The organism is Amycolatopsis oliviviridis (assembly GCF_014654365.1).
Classification (GTDB): Bacteria; Actinomycetota; Actinomycetes; order Mycobacteriales; family Pseudonocardiaceae; genus Amycolatopsis; species Amycolatopsis oliviviridis.
Window position 1 is genome coordinate 216,213 of the sequence record NZ_BNAY01000001.1, and the last position, 17,117, is coordinate 233,329.

Here is a 17,117-nt window from a genome sequence, read left to right on the forward strand (position 1 = left end):
GACACCGACGCCGACGTGCTCGGCTACCTCAAGCGGACGTCGATCGAGCTGGTCGAGACACGCAGGCTCCTGCGGGAGCTGACGCGGGCCGCCGCCGAGCCCATCGCGGTCGTGGGCGCGGCCTGCCGTTACCCGGGCGGGGTGGCGTCGCCGGAGGCGTTGTGGGAGCTGGTGCGGGCGGGCGGGGACGCGGTGTCGCACTTCCCGGACGATCGCCACTGGGACCTGGAGGCCCTGTACGACCCGGATCCGGATCGGCTGGGCACCTGCACCACGCGCTCCGGTGCGTTCCTGCCCGGCGCGGCCGACTTCGACGCCGATTTCTTCGAGATCAGCCCGCGTGAGGCGCTCGCCGCCGATCCGCAGCACCGGCTGCTGCTGGAGACCTCGTGGGAGTCCCTGGAACGAGCGTGTATCGACCCGCGGTCCCTGCGCGGCAGCGACACGGGTGTCTTCGCCGGTGTCGTGTATTTCGGCTACGGGAACCACTTCGTCACCCCCGCGGTCATCTCGGGCTACGGGCAGACCGGTTCCCTGCTGAGCGTGGCGTCCGGACGGGTGGCGTACGCGCTGGGCCTGGAGGGTCCGGCGGTGTCGATCGACACCGCGTGCTCGTCGTCGCTGGTGGCGGTGCACCAGGCGGTCCAGTCGCTGCGGCAGGGCGAATGCGCGCTGGCGCTCGCCGGTGGCGTCACCGTCATGGCGACGACACAGGTCTTTCGGGAGATGTCGCGGCAGCGGGGCCTGTCGCCGGACGGCCGGTGCAAGGCGTTCGCGGACGCTGCGGACGGCACGGGTTTCGGTGAGGGTGCCGGGGTTCTGGTGCTGGAGCGGTTGTCGGACGCGCGGCGGCACGGGCGCCGGATCTGGGCTGTGATCCGGGGTTCGGCCGTCAACCAGGACGGGGCGTCGAACGGGCTGACCGCACCGAACGGGCCGGCACAGCAGCGGGTGATCCGGGCCGCGCTGGCGAACGCCCGGGTGCGGGCGAGCGAGGTGGACGTCGTGGAAGGGCACGGGACCGGGACGGTCCTGGGTGATCCCATCGAGGCGCAGGCGCTTCTGGCCACTTACGGGCAGGACCGGGATTTCGGTAGTCCGCTGTGGCTGGGGTCGTTGAAGTCGAACATCGGTCACACGCAGGCAGCGGCGGGTGTGGGCGGGATGATCAAGATGATCATGGCGATGCGTCACGGGGTGTTGCCCAAGACGTTGCATGTGGACCGTCCCTCCACGCAGGTGGATTGGTCGGCCGGGGCCGTGGAGTTGCTGACCGAGGCCAGACCATGGCCCGGCGGACCGGATCGGCCGAGGCGGGCCGGGGTGTCGTCGTTCGGGGTCAGTGGCACCAACGCGCATCTGATTCTCGAGCAGGCACCCGACGAGGAGGCGGCCGGCACCACCGATCGCGGTGCCGCCGGGTCGGTGCCGTGGGTCGTGTCGGCGCGGTCGGCGGCGGCGCTGCGGGCGCAGGCCCGGAACCTGCGCGAGTTCGCCGCCGCCCGACCAGACGTGGATATCGGCGATGTCGGCTGGTCGCTGGTGTCGAGCCGGTCGCGGTTCGAGCACCGTGCGGTGGTGCTGGGGCGTGACCGGCAGGAGTTCCTCGACGGCTTGGCGTCGGTGAGCGACGGCGCGGAGTCCGCCTCAGTGGTGCGTGGCGTCGCCGAAGAGCCCGGTGGCGTGGTCTTCATGTTCCCCGGGCAGGGGGCGCGGTGGGCCGGCGTGGTCCGGCAGCTGTGCGACGTCTTCCCCGTCTTCGCCCGGAGCCTCGACGAGATCTGCGAACGCTTCGATGCGTACCTCCCGTATGCGCTCAAACCCCTGCTCCTCGCCGACGCCCCGGAGGAACAGCTGGTCGGGCGAACCGACATCGCGCAGCCGGCGTTGTTCGCCATCCAGGTCAGCCTGTGCCGGCTCATGCAGCGGTACTGCCCGCAGCCGAATTACCTGATCGGTCACTCCGTCGGTGAGATCGCCGCGGCTCACGTCTCAGGAGCCATCGATCTGGACGCCGCGGCCAGGCTCGTGGCCGCGCGCGGACAGGCCATGCAGACGGTCGGCGAACGCGGCGCCATGCTGGCGGTGCGCGCACGCGAGGACGACGTCGACGCTCTGCTCCGCGAGTACGAGGGCGTCGGCATCGCCGCGGTCAACGGCCCGGACTCGGTGGTGGTCTCGGGCCGCCGCGACGCGGTCCTCGACCTCAGGGAGCGGTTCGTCGCCGATGGCACGTCGGCGAAGCTGCTCGGCGTTGATCAGGCGTTTCACTCTCCCCTCATGGACCCGGTCCTGGACGACTTCGCGGCATCGATCGACGAGCTGCCCGCGGGCCGGTTGTCGATCCCCGTCGTCTCGACCTCGCTGGGGCGCGAGGCCACGCTCGAAGAACTGACGTCCGTCGCGCACTGGGTGCACCACGTCCGCGCCTCCGTTCGCTTCTTCGACGCGGTGCGGCATGTACGTGCGGCCGGTGCGAACGTCTTCCTCGAAGTGGGGCCCGGCGCGACGCTCGCGAGCATCACCAAGGAAACCCTGGCAGACGATGGCGTGCCCGAGGCGCTGGTCCTGTCCTCGTCGCGGCGCGACCGCGGGGCGGTGGACGCCGTGGTCGGCGCGCTGGCCCAGGTGCACGTCCGGGGTGTCGCGGTCGACTGGGGCGCCCTGTTCGGAACACGCCGGCAGGTGGACCTGCCGACGTACGCGTTCCAGCGGCAGCGGTACTGGCTGGACTTCCAGGCCGTGACGGCTGGTGCGGACCTGGGTTCCGCCGGGCTGTCGGCCACGGAACACCCGCTGGTGAGTGCCATGGTGGACCACCCCGGCACCGAAGAGATCGTCTTCACCGGTGTGTGGTCCCTGCGGACCCACGGCTGGCTGGCCGATCACGCCGTGTCGGGCGCGGTCGTCGTCCCGGCGACGGTCTACCTGGACCTGGCGCTGTGGGCGGGCGAGTTCGCGGACTGCGCGGTGATCGAGGAGCTCACCCTGGAGGTCCCCCTGGTTCTTCCCGGTGACGGCGGCGTGCAGGTGCGGATCGTCGTCGGCACGGCGGACGAGGCAGGGCGCAGCCGCCTGACCCTGTACTCGCGCCCCTGTGGTGACGGCCGGACCCAGGACAGGTGGACGAGGGGCGGTTGGACCCGCCACGCGACCGGGAGCCTGTCGTCGAACGCGCCGCGGCGCACCGGCGACGCGCGTTCGCTCGCCGTCTGGCCACCGGCCGGGGCGGCACGACTCGACCTCGACGGTCTCCACGACGCTTTCGCGGCGGCGGGCTACGACTACGGTCCGGCCTTCCGCGGGCTGCGGGAAGTGTGGCGGCACGGCGATGATCTCTACGCGTCGGCCACGCTGCCGGTGACCGCCGACGGTCCGGCCGGCGATGGGTTCGTCCTCCACCCGGCGCTGTTCGACGCCGCCCTGCACGCGATGGTGGCGGGCGGTGTCCTCAAGGTGGGCGACGGCCAGGTGTGGCTGCCGTTCTCCTGGTCCGGGGTGACCCTGACCGGCGCGTGCGGGCCGGGCTTGCGGGTCCGGATCTCACCGGCAGGCGACGGCGTCGTGGCGGTGACGGTCGCCGACGAGCAAGGCCGCGAGATCGCTCACGTCGGGGCGTTGACGTCGAGGCAGGCGAGTGCCGAGCTGCCTGGCGGGCAGGAGCGATCGCTGTTCGCACTGGAATGGCGACCGGTCAAGCCGGGCGAGCGAGAAACCCACTGCGGGCGGTGGTGCGTTCTCGGTGCGAAGAACGGTCTGGCCGGGCGAGTGTCGGCGGCAAGCGACAAGAGCGTCGTGCTCATCGAGTCCATGGACGAGGTCGTCGCGGGGATTCGCCCGGGGGAGGGACCCCGGCACATCGTCCTCTGCCTGGACGATCTCTACCTTGCCGACACAGAGCCGATCGCCGCGGTCGGCGACGCCACCATCCGTGTGCTTGCCTGCGTCCAGAGGTTCCTCGCCGAGGAGCGGTTGGCCGGAGCCACGCTGGTGGTGCTCACCCGCCTTGCCCTCGACACCGGCGGCGGGGAGAGGGTCGAAAGCCTCCCCGGCGCGTCCGTGTGGGGCTTGGTCCGATCCGCCCGGACAGAGCACCCCGGCCGGTTCCGGCTGGTGGACATCGACGACGACGAAGCGTCCTTGACGCGCCTCCCGGACGCGCTCGCCCTCGACGAGGACCAGCTGGCGGTGCGGGGCGGCGCGTACCTCGTCCCCCGCATGACGCCGGCCGCACCCCCGAGCGGGCACCGCCGGCCACCGGCGGCCGGCGCGCACCGACTGGGCCTCCGACGGCAGGGGACGCTGGAGAACCTGGCCTGGATTCCCTGCCCCGAGGTGGAGGCGCCGCTGAGCGAGGGGCAGGTGCGCATCGCCGTGCACGCCGCCGGGCTGAACTTCCGGGACGTGACGATCGCCCTCGGGCTGGTGGAGCGGACAGCCCTCGGTGCCGGACTCGGCGGTGAGGGTGCCGGAACGGTGATGGAGGTCGCCGACGACGTCAAGAGCCTGTCGCCGGGTGACCGGGTGATGGGCATCTTCCCGGGCGCCTTCGGCAGCGTGGCCGTGGCCGATCACCGAATGATCATGCCCATTCCCGGCGCATGGAGCTACGCCGAGGCGGCGTCCGTGCCGGCCGCCTTCCTCACCGCCTACTACGCGCTCCGCCACGTGCGGAACCTCGCGAAGGGGCAACGGATTCTCATCCACGCCGCTGCGGGCGGTGTCGGCATGGCCGCCGTCGCGCTGGCGAAACACGCCGGTGCCGAGATCTACGCGACCGCAAGCCCGGCCAAGTGGCAAACCCTGCGCGACATGGGGCTGGACGACGAACACCTGGCTTCGTCGCGGGATCTGGACTTCGCGGACAAGTTCATGAAGACCTCCGGTGGTCGCGGTGTGGATGTCGTTCTGAACTCCCTCGCGCACGCCTTCGTCGACGCCTCGCTGACGCTGCTCCCCGAAGGCGGGAGCTTCATCGAGATGGGGAAGACCGACATCCGCGATCCCCGCCGGGTCGCGGCCGAGCACCCCGGCGTCGATTACCGGGCCTTCGACCTCTACGAGGCGGGCCCGGACCTGATCAGCGAGATGTTCCGGGCCGTCGTGGCGTTGTTCGCAGCCGGGCGGGTGCACCTGAACCCCGTGTCCGTCCGGCACGTCCGCGACGCGCGCCACGCTTTCCGCGAGATGAGCCGAGGCCGCCACACCGGAAAGCTGGTCCTCGAGGTGAGTGGTGGCTTCGGCGGTGGGACCGTGCTGGTCACGGGCGGGACCGGTGGAGTGGGTTCGCAGGTGGCGCGGCACCTGGTCGCCGCACACGGGGTACGGAGCCTGGTGTTGGCGAGCCGCCGAGGCCTGGCCGCCGACGGCGCCGCCGAGCTGGTCTCGGACTTGGAGCGGGCGGGCGCGGAGGTCAAGGTCGCGGTGTGCGATGTCGCGGACCGGGCCGCCGTGGCGGCCGTGCTCGCCGACATGCCCTGGGGATACCCGCTGACGGCGATCGTGCACGCGGCGGGTGTGCTCGCGGACGGCACGGTGGCGTCGCTGACACCGGAGAGCGTCGAACGTGTGCTGCGACCCAAGGTCGGGGGCGCGATCAACCTGCACGAGCTGACCAGGGACCGCACCCTGTCGGCCTTCATCCAGTTCTCCGCCTTCGCGGGCACGCTCGGCACACCGGGACAGGCGAACTACGCCGCGGCGAACGGGTTCCTGGACGGTCTGGCGGCACAACGCCGGGCGTCCGGACTGGCAGGCACCTCGCTGTGCTGGGGCTGGTGGCAACAGGACGGCGGTATGACCGGGGACCTGACCCAGGCCGGCCTCTCGCGGATCCGGCGGCTGGGCATCGCGCCGATGCCGACGCCCGAGGCACTGGCCCTGTTCGACGCGGCGTGCGCGATCGGCGCGCCGGTCCTCATCCCGGCCCGGCTGGACGTCGGCGCACTGCGGAACTCGACCGGCGGCGAACTGCCGCACCTGCTGCGCGATCTCGTCGGCAGCGGCGGCCCACGCCGGAACGGAGCGAGCAAGCCCAGGGACGGCGGCCTGCCCGCCAGGCTCGCCGCTCTGCCGGCGGAGGAGGCCGGGGCGGCCGTGGCGGACTGGGTCCGCGATCACGTCGCCACGGTTCTCGGGCACCCCGCCGGTGCCGTCGTCGACGCCGATCTGTCGTTCACCCACCTCGGGCTCGACTCGCTGACCTCGGTCGAACTGTGCAACCGCCTGGGCTCCTCGACCGGACTGCGCCTGCCGTCGACCATCGTCTTCAACTACCCGACCCCACGCGAGCTGGGTGAGCACATCCTCGGCCTGCTGCGCCCGGCCCCGGTTTCCAAGGACGCCGAGCCCCTGGAGGCGCTGCGGGCGCACACGGGCGAACTGGCGGACCTGGACCTGGACGCACTCGTCGACCTGGCTCTGAACGAGAGGGGCAGCTGACATGACCGACTCCGCGGATCGCCCGGTGGCGAACGGGGACCGAGTCGAACGGGCGCTCCGCGCGCTGCTGGCGGAGCGCGACCGGCTGCGGCAGGAGAACGACGCGCTGAGAGCAGGCCGCGCCGAGCCGATCGCCGTGATCGCGATGGCGTGCCGCTACCCGGGCGGAGTGTCCTCTCCCGAGGAGCTGTGGGAGGTGGTCCGCGGTGGCCGGGATGTCGTGGCCGGGTTCCCGGACGACCGGGGGTGGCGGGACGTGTACGACCCGGACCCCGATGCCACCGGCAGCTCGTACGTGCGCCACGGCGGTTTCCTGACGGACGTGGGCGGCTTCGACGCGGACTTCTTCGGCATCAGCCCGCGTGAGGCGCTGGCGGTCGATCCGCAGCACCGCCTGCTGCTGGAGACGTCGTGGGAGGTCTTCGAGCGGGCGGGCATCGTTCCCGCCGAGGTGCGAGGGACCGAGATCGGCGTCTTCACCGGGGTGAGCTCGTCGGAGTACGGGGTGCGGTTTCTGGCGGCGGGCAACGACGAGCTGGAGGGCTACCTGCTGTACGGCAGCGCGCAGAGCGTCGCGGCCGGCCGGGTGGCGTACGAGCTGGGGCTGACCGGGCCGGCGGTCTCCGTGGACACGGCATGTTCGTCCTCGCTGGTGGCGACGCACCTGGCGGCGCAGTCACTGCGTCTGCGGGAGTGTTCGCTCGCGCTGGCCGGCGGAGTGTCGGTGATACCCACGCCCGCGCTCTTCGTGGAGTTCTCCCGGCAGCGCGCGGTGTCGGCCGACGGCCGGTGCAAGTCCTTCGCGGACGGCGCGGACGGCACCGGCTGGGCGGAGGGGGCAGGGGTGCTGCTGTTGGAGCGGTTGTCCGACGCCCGCCGCAACGGTCACCCGGTGCTGGCCGTCGTCCGGGGCTCCGCCGTGAACCAGGACGGCGCCAGCAACGGGCTGACCGCGCCCAGCGGCCTCGCCCAGGAGAAGGTGATCCGTCAGGCCCTGGCGAACGCCGGGGTCACCCGCACCGAGGTGGACGCGGTCGAGGCCCACGGCACCGGAACCAAGCTCGGCGACCCCGTCGAGGCGCACGCCCTGCTGGCGGCCTACGGACAGGACCGCGCGCCGGACCGGCCGCTTTGGCTGGGGTCCCTGAAGTCGAACCTCGGTCACACCCAGGCCGCCGCCGGCGTGGCCGGGGTCATCAAGCTGGTGCTGGCCATGCACCACGGTGTGCTGCCGAAGACCTTGCACGTGGCGGCGCCGTCCCGGCACGTGGACTGGTCCCGCGGCGCGGTCGAACTGCTGACGCGGGAGCGGGAATGGACCCGGGGGGCCGGTCCGCGGCGGGCCGGGGTGTCGTCGTTCGGGGTCAGCGGCACCAACGCGCACTTGATCCTCGAAGAGCCCGCGCGGGACCAGGCCGAGGAGCCGACGGCCCAGCACGGTCCGGTGCTCGGCGGGCTGGTGCCGTGGGCGGTCTCCGGCAAGGACGCGGTGGCCTTGGCAGGGCAGGCGGAGAAGCTGCGCGCGTTCGCCGTCGCCGCGCCGGACAGGGAAATCGCCGACATCGGCTGGTCCCTGGTGTCGAGCCGGACGCACTTCAAGTATCGCGCGGTCGTGCTGGGCCGCGACCGGGACGAGCTGCTGAGTGGGCTGACGTCGTTGCGTGACGGCGCCGAGTCCGCCGGGGTGGTGCACGGTGTCGCCGGGAACCCGGGTGGGGTGGTCTTCGTCTTCCCCGGGCAGGGGTCGCAGTGGGCCGGCATGGGCCGGGAGCTCTACGACACCTTCCCGGTTTTCGCGCAGGCGCTGGACGAGTGCGCCGCGGCCTTGGCCGAATGGGTCGACTGGCCGCTGCTCGACGTGCTGCGCGGCGTGCCGGGAGCGCCGGGACTGGACCGGGTGGACGTGGTTCAGCCGGTGTTGTTCTCGGTGATGGTCGCCATGGCCGCCCTGTGGCGCTCCTGGGGGGTGGAGCCGGCGGCGGTGGTAGGGCACAGCCAGGGCGAGATAGCCGCCGCCCGCGTCAGCGGTGCGCTGTCGCTGCGGGACGCCACCAAGGTCGTGGCGTTGCGCAGCAAGGCACTGGTCGCCTTGACCGGTCGCGGCGGCATGGCCTCGGTCGCGCTGGCCGAGGACCTCGTGGCGGCGCGGCTCACGCCGTGGCAGGACCGGGTGGGCATCGCCGTGGTCAACGGACCCGGCTCGGTGGTGGTGTCCGGGGAACCGGGCGCCATCGACGAGTTCGTCGAGAAGATGAAGGCCGAAGGCGTGCAGGCGCGGCGGATAGCGGTGGATTACGCCTCCCACTCACACCAGGTGGCCCAGGTCCGCGACCAGGTGACCGGACCTCTCTCCGACGTGCGCCCGGCGACGTCGGCGCTGCCGTTCTACTCGACCTTGCTCGGCCATCGGATCGACACAGCGGAGCTGACCGGCGACTATTGGTACCGCAACCTGCGGGAAAGGGTCCACTTCGAATCCGCCGTCCGGCGGCTGGTCGCGGACGGCCTCCGGGTGTTCGTCGAGATGAGCCCGCACCCCGTGCTGGCCGCGCCGGTGCAGGAGATCACCGAGGACGTCGACGGCGCGGTGGTCCTGTCGTCGTCGCGACGAGGCGGGGGAGAGGTGGCGGCCGTCGCCGGCTCGCTGGCGCGACTGCACGTCCACGGCGGATCCGTCGACTGGTCCGCGGTCTTCGGGGCGCGGCGGCGGGTGGATCTGCCGACGTACGCGTTCCAGCGGAAGCGGTACTGGCTGACTTCCTCGCCCGAGGCGGCCGCGGTGGCGGTGTCCCCGCCCGACGAGGATCACCCCGTCTCCCTGGCGGACCGGATCGCCACCCTCCCGCACGGTGACGGGACGGCAGTCGTGCTGGACCACGTCCTGCGGAAGGTCGCCGTCGTACTCGGCCATCCCGCGGGCGAGACCTTGGACCCCGACCAGGAGTTCAAGCTGATCGGATTCGACTCGCTGCTGTCCGTGGAGTTGAGCAAGCGCCTGGCCGCGTCGACCGGGCTCAAGCTGAAGGCGACGCTGGTGCTGCGGTACCCGTCGCCGAGACTGATCGCCGGGCACCTCATGTCGTTGATGGCCGACCGCGATCGGCCGTGGTCTCCCGTGCCCTGAACGCTTTCCGTCCGGTTGGACCGTCCTGTCGACAGGACACCGCGAGTTCTCCGAGGAGATGGTCTGTGTGCGTTCGCTCAGTGCGTCGTCCGCGCAGCGAGGCTTGTGGCTGGCGCAGAGGATGTCTCCGGACACGCTGAACCACCCGCTGTTCCTGTGGGACGTGGACGGCGAGTTGGACACGGCCGTCATGGCGGCCGCGTTCCGGCACGTGCTCGCCGAGGCGGAGGTGCTGCGGGCCGGCTTCGTCGACGACGGCGGCGAGCTGCGGCTGGTGTCCCGGGAGCCGGCGGACTGGCAGCCGTTCCTCCTGGACCTGCGCGACGCGGCCGATCCCGAGCAGGCGGCCCGCGAGGCGCTGGCCGACCTGGTGAGGCAGCCGTTCGACCTGGAGCGCGACGTGCTGCTGCGGCTGGGTGTGGTCAGGCTCGCGGCGGCCCGCTCTCTCGTGGTGATCACCTACCACCATCTCGTGTCGGACGGGTACGGCGCGGGAGGCCTGCTGTCGCGGCGCCTCGCGGACGTCTATACGGCGATGGTGCGGGGCACGCGGGTACCGGACCTGCCACAGCCGTGGACCGCCGAGCCGTTCGCGGCCGAGGCGGCGGCGTACCGCGCCTCCCCGGCGTTCGCCGAGGACACGGAGTTCTGGCGCACCTACCTGGCCGGCGCGCCCGCACCCGCGCGGATCCCGCCGCCCGCCCTGTCCGAAGCGGCGCGGTCGGCACTGTCCGAACCGGTGAGCGGCGCCGACCGCTGGTCGGAGCCGGCAGGCGCCATCGGCATGACGAGCCGGACGCTGACCGTCGCGCGTGCCGAGGCGGACGCGTGGACCGAGGCGGCGAAGTCCATGGGCGTGTGGATGTCCTCGCTGCTGGCCGCGGCGTTGGCGGTGTACCTGCGGCATCGCTGCGATCGTCCCGAGCTCCTCTTTTCGCTGGCCGTGGGCAACCGGGCCGGAGTGGCGAGCGGGATCCCCGGCCTGGCGGTGAACGTGGTGCCGGTCCGGGTGCGAGTGCCGCTCGGCGCGACCTTCGCCGAGATCGTCGAGGCGGTCATCGACGAGACGTACGCGATCGCCGGGCACACCGCCCACCACTACTCCGACATCCAGCGCGTGAGCGGAGCCGTCCTGAGCGGCCGCAGCTGTTTCGGTGCCGTCCTCAACGTCGTCGAACTCGGGGAGCAGCTCCACTTCGACGGCAGTCCGGCGCGCCACGTCAGCGCGACGATCGGGGCTTTCGACGAACTGTCGGTCACCACCTACACCGACGGCAGTGCCGACAGCGACCTGTTCATCCGGCTCGACGCCCCCGCGGGCCTGTACTCCCGCGCGGAGCTGCGTTTCCTCGGCGAGGAGCTGATCGCGTACCTCCATGGCCTGACGGCCGCCCCCGCGCGGCCGGTCGGTGCCGTGGACGTGCCGAGCACCGCCGAACGGGACCGGGTGCCGACCGCGCCGGTCCTCGCGGAGGCGTCGGTTCCGGGGGTGACGGTTCCGGAGCTGTTCGCCCGGCAGGTGTCGCGGTCTCCCGACGCCGTCGCGGTGGTGGACGGGAACTTGGCGGTCTCGTACCGGGTGCTGGACGAGCGGTCGAGCCTGCTGGCCGCGGCGCTGCGACGCAGGCAGGTCCGAGCCGAGACGGTCGTGGCGGTGGCGATGCCTCGATCGGTGGACCTGGCCGTCGCCCTGCTCGCGGTGACGAAAGCGGGCGCTGCTTACCTGCTGATCGACCCCGTGTTGCCCGCGGCCCGGATCAGGTCGATGGTCGCCGGATCCTCGGCGCGCGTGCTGCTAACCGGCGCGACGGCGGCAGGGGCGTCGCTCGCCGCGCCGGACGTGCCGGTGATCCCGTTCGACGACCTCTGCCAGGACTCCGATGGCGTACCTGAGGTCCCGGCCCCGCCGCACGTGGACAACCTGGTGGCCGTGAAGCCCGGCTCCGGTGCGGCCACCGGCGTCGAGGTGACGCACCGGAACCTGCGGCGGCTGGTCACCGACCGCGGCCCGCGCACCGTGCTTTGGCACTCCCCGCACAGCAGCGACGGGTTCGCCCTCGAGTGGTGGGGAGCCGTGCTGAACGGCGGACGGGTGGTGGTGGCTCCGCCCGGAGAGCCGGACACCGGCACGCTGAACAGGATTTGCACGGCGAACGACATCTCCGCGATGTGGCTGCCTGCCGGCCTGTTCTCGGCGATCGCGGCGGAACGCCCCGCGTGGCTCGCCGGGCTGCGCGAGGTGTGGACCGGTGGTGACCGGGTGCCCGCGGCCGCCATGCGGCGGGTGCGGGACGCCTGCCCCGATCTCACGATCGTCGTCGATCACGGTTCGGCGGAGACGGCCGTCCTCGGCTGGCCGGGCGAGGACGAACCGGCACCCGGCACGGGCGAAACGGCTCTCTACGTCCTGGGGCCGGGTTTGACGCCGGTCCCGGCAGGCGTGGCCGGTGAGCTGTACGTGGCCGGGTCCGGCGTGGCGCGGGGCTACCGCGGGCGGCCGGGGCTGACCGCGGAGCGGTTCGTACCGTGCCCGTTCGGTGCGCCCGGCGGGCTCATGTACCGGACCGGCGACCGGGTCCGGTGGGGTACCGGCGGCCGCCTGGAACACGTCGGCCGGACCGGCGGCGAGGCAGAGATCCGAGGCGAACTGGTCGAGCCCGCCCGGATCGAGGAGGTGTTGTCCGAGCACCCCGGGCCGGCCCGGTCGGTGGTGGTCGCGAGGGAGGACGCCGCCGGGCAGCGGCGGCTGGTGGCCTACGTGGTCCCGGTGCGCGACCGCAGCCTCTCCGAAGCCGAGCTCCGCCGGTTCGCCACGGACCGGCTGCCGGAAACCATGGTGCCCTCGGTGTTCGAGGTGGTGGAGAGCCTGCCGGAGACACCCGGCGGGAGGGTCGACCCGGCGCGGCTGCCGGACCCCACGTTCGACGACCGGCGGCACCGGGCACCGCGCGACCATTCCGAGCAGGTGCTGGCCGAGGCGTTCGCCGAGGTGCTCGAGCTGAACCGGGTGGTGGGCATCGACGACGACTTCTTCGATCTCGGCGGCAACTCGCTGCGCGCGATCAGGCTGGTCGGTCTGATCCGGACGACGTTGAACGTCGAGTTGTCCATCCGGACGTTGTTCGCGGCACGCACCATCGCCGGTCTGTCGGATCGGTGGAAGGACCTCGCCGCGTCGAGCAGGCCTGCGTTGCGACGCAGGACGAGGGACGGCGAAATGCTCTGAGCGTTCGTCTGTCGCCCAGTGCCGGTCAGGACTGCCCGGAGAAGCGATCCTGAGATATCGTCATTTCCAACCTCGGCCGTCCCGAAATCGAAGAATGACGGGCAAGTGCCGATCCCATCGATTGTCTGTCTTTCTTGGAGAGCGCGACCACTGGTCGAAGACGCGAACTCCGTCCACCGTGCAGCCATGCCAGCGGGGGAATTCTCTATGAGTGATCGTGGACATGAGATCTACGACGTGGTCGGCATCGGGTTCGGCCCGTCCAACCTGTCGCTGGCCATCGCCATCGAGGAGTACGGGGCGGGCGGGCCGGGAAATGGGATCAGCAGCCTGTTCTTCGAACGTCAGGCTTCTTTCGGCTGGCATCGCAATATGTTGCTGCCGTCGGCGACGATGCAGATATCCTTTCTCAAGGATCTGGTCACCATTCGAAATCCGACGTCTAGTTTCAGCTTCGTCGCGTACCTGCAGGCGTCGGGCCGGCTCCCGCAGTTCGTCAACAAGCAGGATTTCTTCCCCACCCGCCGCGAATTCCACTCCTATCTCGAGTGGGCGCAGGCTCGGGTGTCCGACCGCGTCGCCTACGGCTCGGAGGTCACGTCGATCCGGCTGCCGGCGGGCGAGGCCCCGGACCACCTGCTGCTGGAGATCGCGGACGACACCGGCCGCCGCATGGTCGGGGCACGGAACGTGGTGATCTCGACGGGGTTGGTACCGAGCCTGCCCGAGGGGATCGATCGTGACGAACGCGTGTGGCACAGCTGCGATTTCCTGGAGCAGTACCGGCGGATGAACCCCAGGATCCTGCGCCGGGTCGCGGTGGCCGGTGCCGGTCAGAGCGCAGCCGAGATCACCCGGTTCCTGTACGACGAACTGCCTCACGCCGAGGTCTACGCGGTCATCCCGTCCTACGGCTACTCCGTCGCGGACGACACGCCCTTCGCGAACCAGGTCTTCGACCGAGCGGCCGTCGACGACTTCTACTTCGGCACCGAGCAGACGCGCGAGGCGTTCTGGCGGTACCACCGCAACACCAACTACTCGGTCGTCGACGACGAGGTGATCAGGGAGCTGTACCGCAGGTCCTACGACGACGACGTGCTGGGAGTCAGGCGCCTGCGGTTCCTCAACCTGACGAGGGTCACCGGTGCCAAACGTGCGGGCGAGGAGACCCGGATCTCGCTGCAGGCGGGGGAGGACGGCGAGGTGCGTGAACTCGACGTCGACGCGCTCGTGTGCGCGACCGGCTACCGCGCGATGGAGCCGGCGGGTCTGCTCGGCGATCTCGACCGGCACTGCCTGCGCGACGAAGCGGGCCGGTACCAGGTCGACCGGGACTATCGCCTCGTCACAGTGCCCGAGGTGCGGTGCGGCATCTACCTCCAGGGCGGTACCGAGCACACGCACGGCCTGATCTCCTCGCTGCTGTCGGCCATCGCGGTGCGAAGCGGCGAGATCGTCGAATCGATCGTCTCCCGGCGGGTCGGCGACAACGTCGATGGCGCCGTTCCCGCCGAGGCAGGGAGCGACCTCCGGTGAAAAAACTGACGATTCTTCCGATCCCGGATAGGAGGACTCTGTTGCGGAGTCCGGTGGAAGAGCGGTGGATACGCCGCTTCCGTGATGACGCCGGGTGCGAGACGAGGCTCGTCTGCTTCCCGCACGCCGGCGCGGGCGCGAGTGCCTACCGCACCTGGCCCCTGGGACTGCCTTCGAACGTCGGAGTGCTCTCCGTCCGGTACCCGGGCAGGGAGGATCGGTTCAGCGATCCGTTCCCCTCCCGGCTGGAGGCCCTCGCGGACGACATCGCGGACGCGCTCGGCGATCTGGCCCGCCACCGACTGGTGTTCTTCGGGCACAGCATGGGTGCCTCGGTGGCGCACGAGGTGGCCCTGCGCTTGCAGGAACGGGGTTGCCCGCCTGCCGCTCTGTGCGTCTCCGGCAGGCGGCCGCCGCACGCGCTGGGCGGCAGGCAGATGATCTCCGGTACGGACGAGGAGATCATCGCGCACGTCATGAGCTTCGACGCGAGCGCGGCCGCGGTCTTCGCCGATCGTGGCCTGCGGGAGGTCGTGCTGCCCGCGATCCGCGCCGACTACCGCCTGACCGACGACTATTCCGGTGGCGCCCGGCCGCCGCTCGACTGCCCGGTCTACGGCTATGTCGGGAACAGCGATCCCGAAGCGTCCCCGGAGCAGATGCGCCGCTGGGCGGAGACGACGAACGCCCCCTTCCGGCTCCGGGTGCTGCCCGGTGGCCACTTCTATCTCAGGGCCAACGCGACCGCGCTGCTCACGGATCTGAACGACGCGGTCATATCCGGTCATGACGGTGTCCTGAGCGACCTCGGCCCAGGGGTGGCAGATGGTCAGTGAATCGACCGAGCTGACCACGCCCCGCGGGCTCACCTCACTGTGGGGCGGCACGGCGAATCCGCCATGCCTGATCGACGCGCTGGCCGCGACCGCGGCGGCGCGGCCGGGCCACGTCGCGGTCCGCGACGAGGACCGCGAGTTCACCTATCACGACCTGAGCAGGTGGACCGGGCAGATCGCCGCGCTCCTGGCGGACCACGGCATCCGCCCCGGCGATCCGGTGGCCATCACCGGCACGCGAAGCGCCGCGATCGTGGCGGCGATGCTCGCCATCGTGCGCATCGGTGCCACCTACGTGCCGCTGGACGCCGGCTACCCCGTGAAGCGGCTCGAGTACATGACGGCCGACAGCGGCGCCAGGATCGTACTGTGGGCCGACACCGAACCCGGGTTCGCGACCGGCGTGCCGTCCTTGCGCATACCGCCTCCCGACGACCCGGCCGCGGCGGGACGACGCGGCCACACGGCCGCTCCGCAGCAGCCGTGCCGGGCGGATCTGCCGGTGTACATCATCTACACCTCCGGGTCCACCGGCCTTCCCAAGGGCGTCGTGCTGCCGCACCGCAGCATCGACAACATGGCGCACTGGCAGCGCGGTCACTCGGTGCGGCCGGACCTGCGCACCGCCCAGTTCACGCCGCTCAACTTCGATGTGTGGTTCCAGGAGGTCTTCGGTACGTTGACCGGCGGGGGCACGCTGGTGATCATGCCCGAGCCGCTGCGCCGTGACCCGATCGCGCTGCTCGACTGGCTCGCGGACAACCGGATCGAGCGCCTGTTCCTGCCGTACGTGGCGCTGCACATGCTCACCACCGCCGCGGCCGCCGCGGACTCACTCGACGGTCTCGCGTTGCGGGAGGTGAACCTCGGTGGCGAGCAGCTCGTCTGCACCGCGACCATCCGGGACTTCTTCCGGCGCTTGCCGGGAAGCAGGCTCAATGTCCACTACGGACAGAGCGAGTCCGCCATGGTCACCGCGCACACGCTCACCGGGCCGCCGGACGGCTGGCCGACGCTGGCGCCCATCGGACGTCCGCTGCCGGGCTGCCGGGTGTTCGTCGATCCGGTCGACCCCGGCGAACCCGAGGTGGGGGAGCTCCTGGTGGCCGGCCTGCCGCTCTCGGCGTGCTACCTCAACCAGCCCCGCCTCACCGCGGTGCGTTACGTCCCGGTGGCAGGCATCGGCGACGGTGGCGACCGCACCTTCCGCACCGGCGACCTGGTGCGCGTCGAGGACGAAGTCATCCACTACGTCGGCCGTGCCGACAACGAGGTCAAGATCCGCGGTGTACGGGTGAATCCCCTCGAAGTGGACGCCTGCCTGCTCGAGCAGCCGGGTGTCACGGAATCGGTCTGCGTTCCGCTCGAGATCACCGAGGGCGCCCGCCAGCTGCGGGCCGCCGTCACCGTCGACGGGGACAGCTTGGGATTCGACGAGGGCCGGGCGCTCGCCGCCCTCGCCGAGTTGCTGCCCGCGCAGGCGGTTCCCGTCTCCATCACCGTCCTGCCGGAATTGCCAAGGACACCGAGCGGCAAGGCGGACCGCAAAGCCGTCGCCCACGCGCTTGCCCGTATGCACCTGCGAGGCCACCTGCGGCCCGGCCGCTGACGGCGCCACCACCAGCCACCTCGGCACCGACGCAGACAGGGGTAGGGAATGGAAGGCGACTTCGAGACGCGGACTGAACACCGGCTCGCGGAGATCTGGGCCGACGTGCTCAAGGTCGACAAGATCGGGCGCGACCAGAACTTCTTCAACCTGGGCGGGGATTCGCTGCTGGCCACCAAGGTCGTGCTCGCGGCCCGCCGCCTCTGGAAGATCGATTTCACGGTACAGGTGCTGATCGACGCACCGGTCCTCGCCGACCTGGCCGAGCGCATAGACCTGTGGGCGCACCAGGACGCCGGGACGCCCGCGCCCCGGAACTAGGCCGTCCTGGCCGGTGCCGAC

General features: G+C 71.4%; 6 protein-coding genes and 1 pseudogene. All 7 read left to right on the forward strand.

Annotation, left to right across the window (positions count from 1 at the left end):
- Positions 1-3: 3 nt before the first annotated feature.
- Positions 4-6,441, forward strand: a pseudogene (locus IE302_RS00640) (type I polyketide synthase); the annotation flags it as partial.
- Position 6,442: 1 nt separating this feature from the next.
- Complete coding sequence (locus tag IE302_RS00645) at positions 6,443-9,565, forward strand: type I polyketide synthase (protein WP_191250667.1); 3,123 nt, start codon at positions 6,443-6,445, stop codon at positions 9,563-9,565.
- A gap of 67 nt (positions 9,566-9,632) precedes the next feature.
- Positions 9,633-12,791, forward strand: a complete 3,159-nt coding sequence (locus IE302_RS00650; protein WP_229907526.1) for an AMP-binding protein — start codon at positions 9,633-9,635, stop codon at positions 12,789-12,791.
- Between the two features lie 207 nt (positions 12,792-12,998).
- Positions 12,999-14,330, forward strand: a complete 1,332-nt coding sequence (locus tag IE302_RS00655) for a lysine N(6)-hydroxylase/L-ornithine N(5)-oxygenase family protein (RefSeq protein WP_191250671.1) — start codon at positions 12,999-13,001, stop codon at positions 14,328-14,330.
- A gap of 41 nt (positions 14,331-14,371) precedes the next feature.
- The gene (locus tag IE302_RS00660) at positions 14,372-15,166 is read left to right on the forward strand and encodes a thioesterase II family protein (RefSeq protein WP_191250673.1); all 795 of its coding nucleotides are present in this window, start codon (positions 14,372-14,374) and stop codon (positions 15,164-15,166) included.
- Positions 15,156-16,775, forward strand: coding sequence for an AMP-binding protein (locus IE302_RS00665; RefSeq protein ID WP_191250675.1), 1,620 nt, complete (start codon positions 15,156-15,158; stop codon positions 16,773-16,775). The genes IE302_RS00660 and IE302_RS00665 overlap by 11 nt, the downstream gene beginning before the upstream one ends.
- A 48-nt stretch (positions 16,776-16,823) precedes the next feature.
- Positions 16,824-17,096, forward strand: a complete 273-nt coding sequence (locus IE302_RS00670) for a phosphopantetheine-binding protein (protein ID WP_191250677.1) — start codon at positions 16,824-16,826, stop codon at positions 17,094-17,096.
- The last annotated feature ends 21 nt before the right edge of the window (positions 17,097-17,117 follow it).

What these genes read in the sequence shown, in the direction of transcription:
- IE302_RS00645 (WP_191250667.1), top strand. Translation starts at nt 6,443, where the DNA reads ATGACCGACTCCGCGGATCGCCCGGTGGCGAACGGGGACCGAGTCGAA.
- IE302_RS00655 (WP_191250671.1), top strand. Translation starts at nt 12,999, where the DNA reads ATGAGTGATCGTGGACATGAGATCTACGACGTGGTCGGCATCGGGTTC.
- IE302_RS00665 (WP_191250675.1), top strand. Translation starts at nt 15,156, where the DNA reads ATGGTCAGTGAATCGACCGAGCTGACCACGCCCCGCGGGCTCACCTCA.
- IE302_RS00670 (WP_191250677.1), top strand. Translation starts at nt 16,824, where the DNA reads ATGGAAGGCGACTTCGAGACGCGGACTGAACACCGGCTCGCGGAGATC.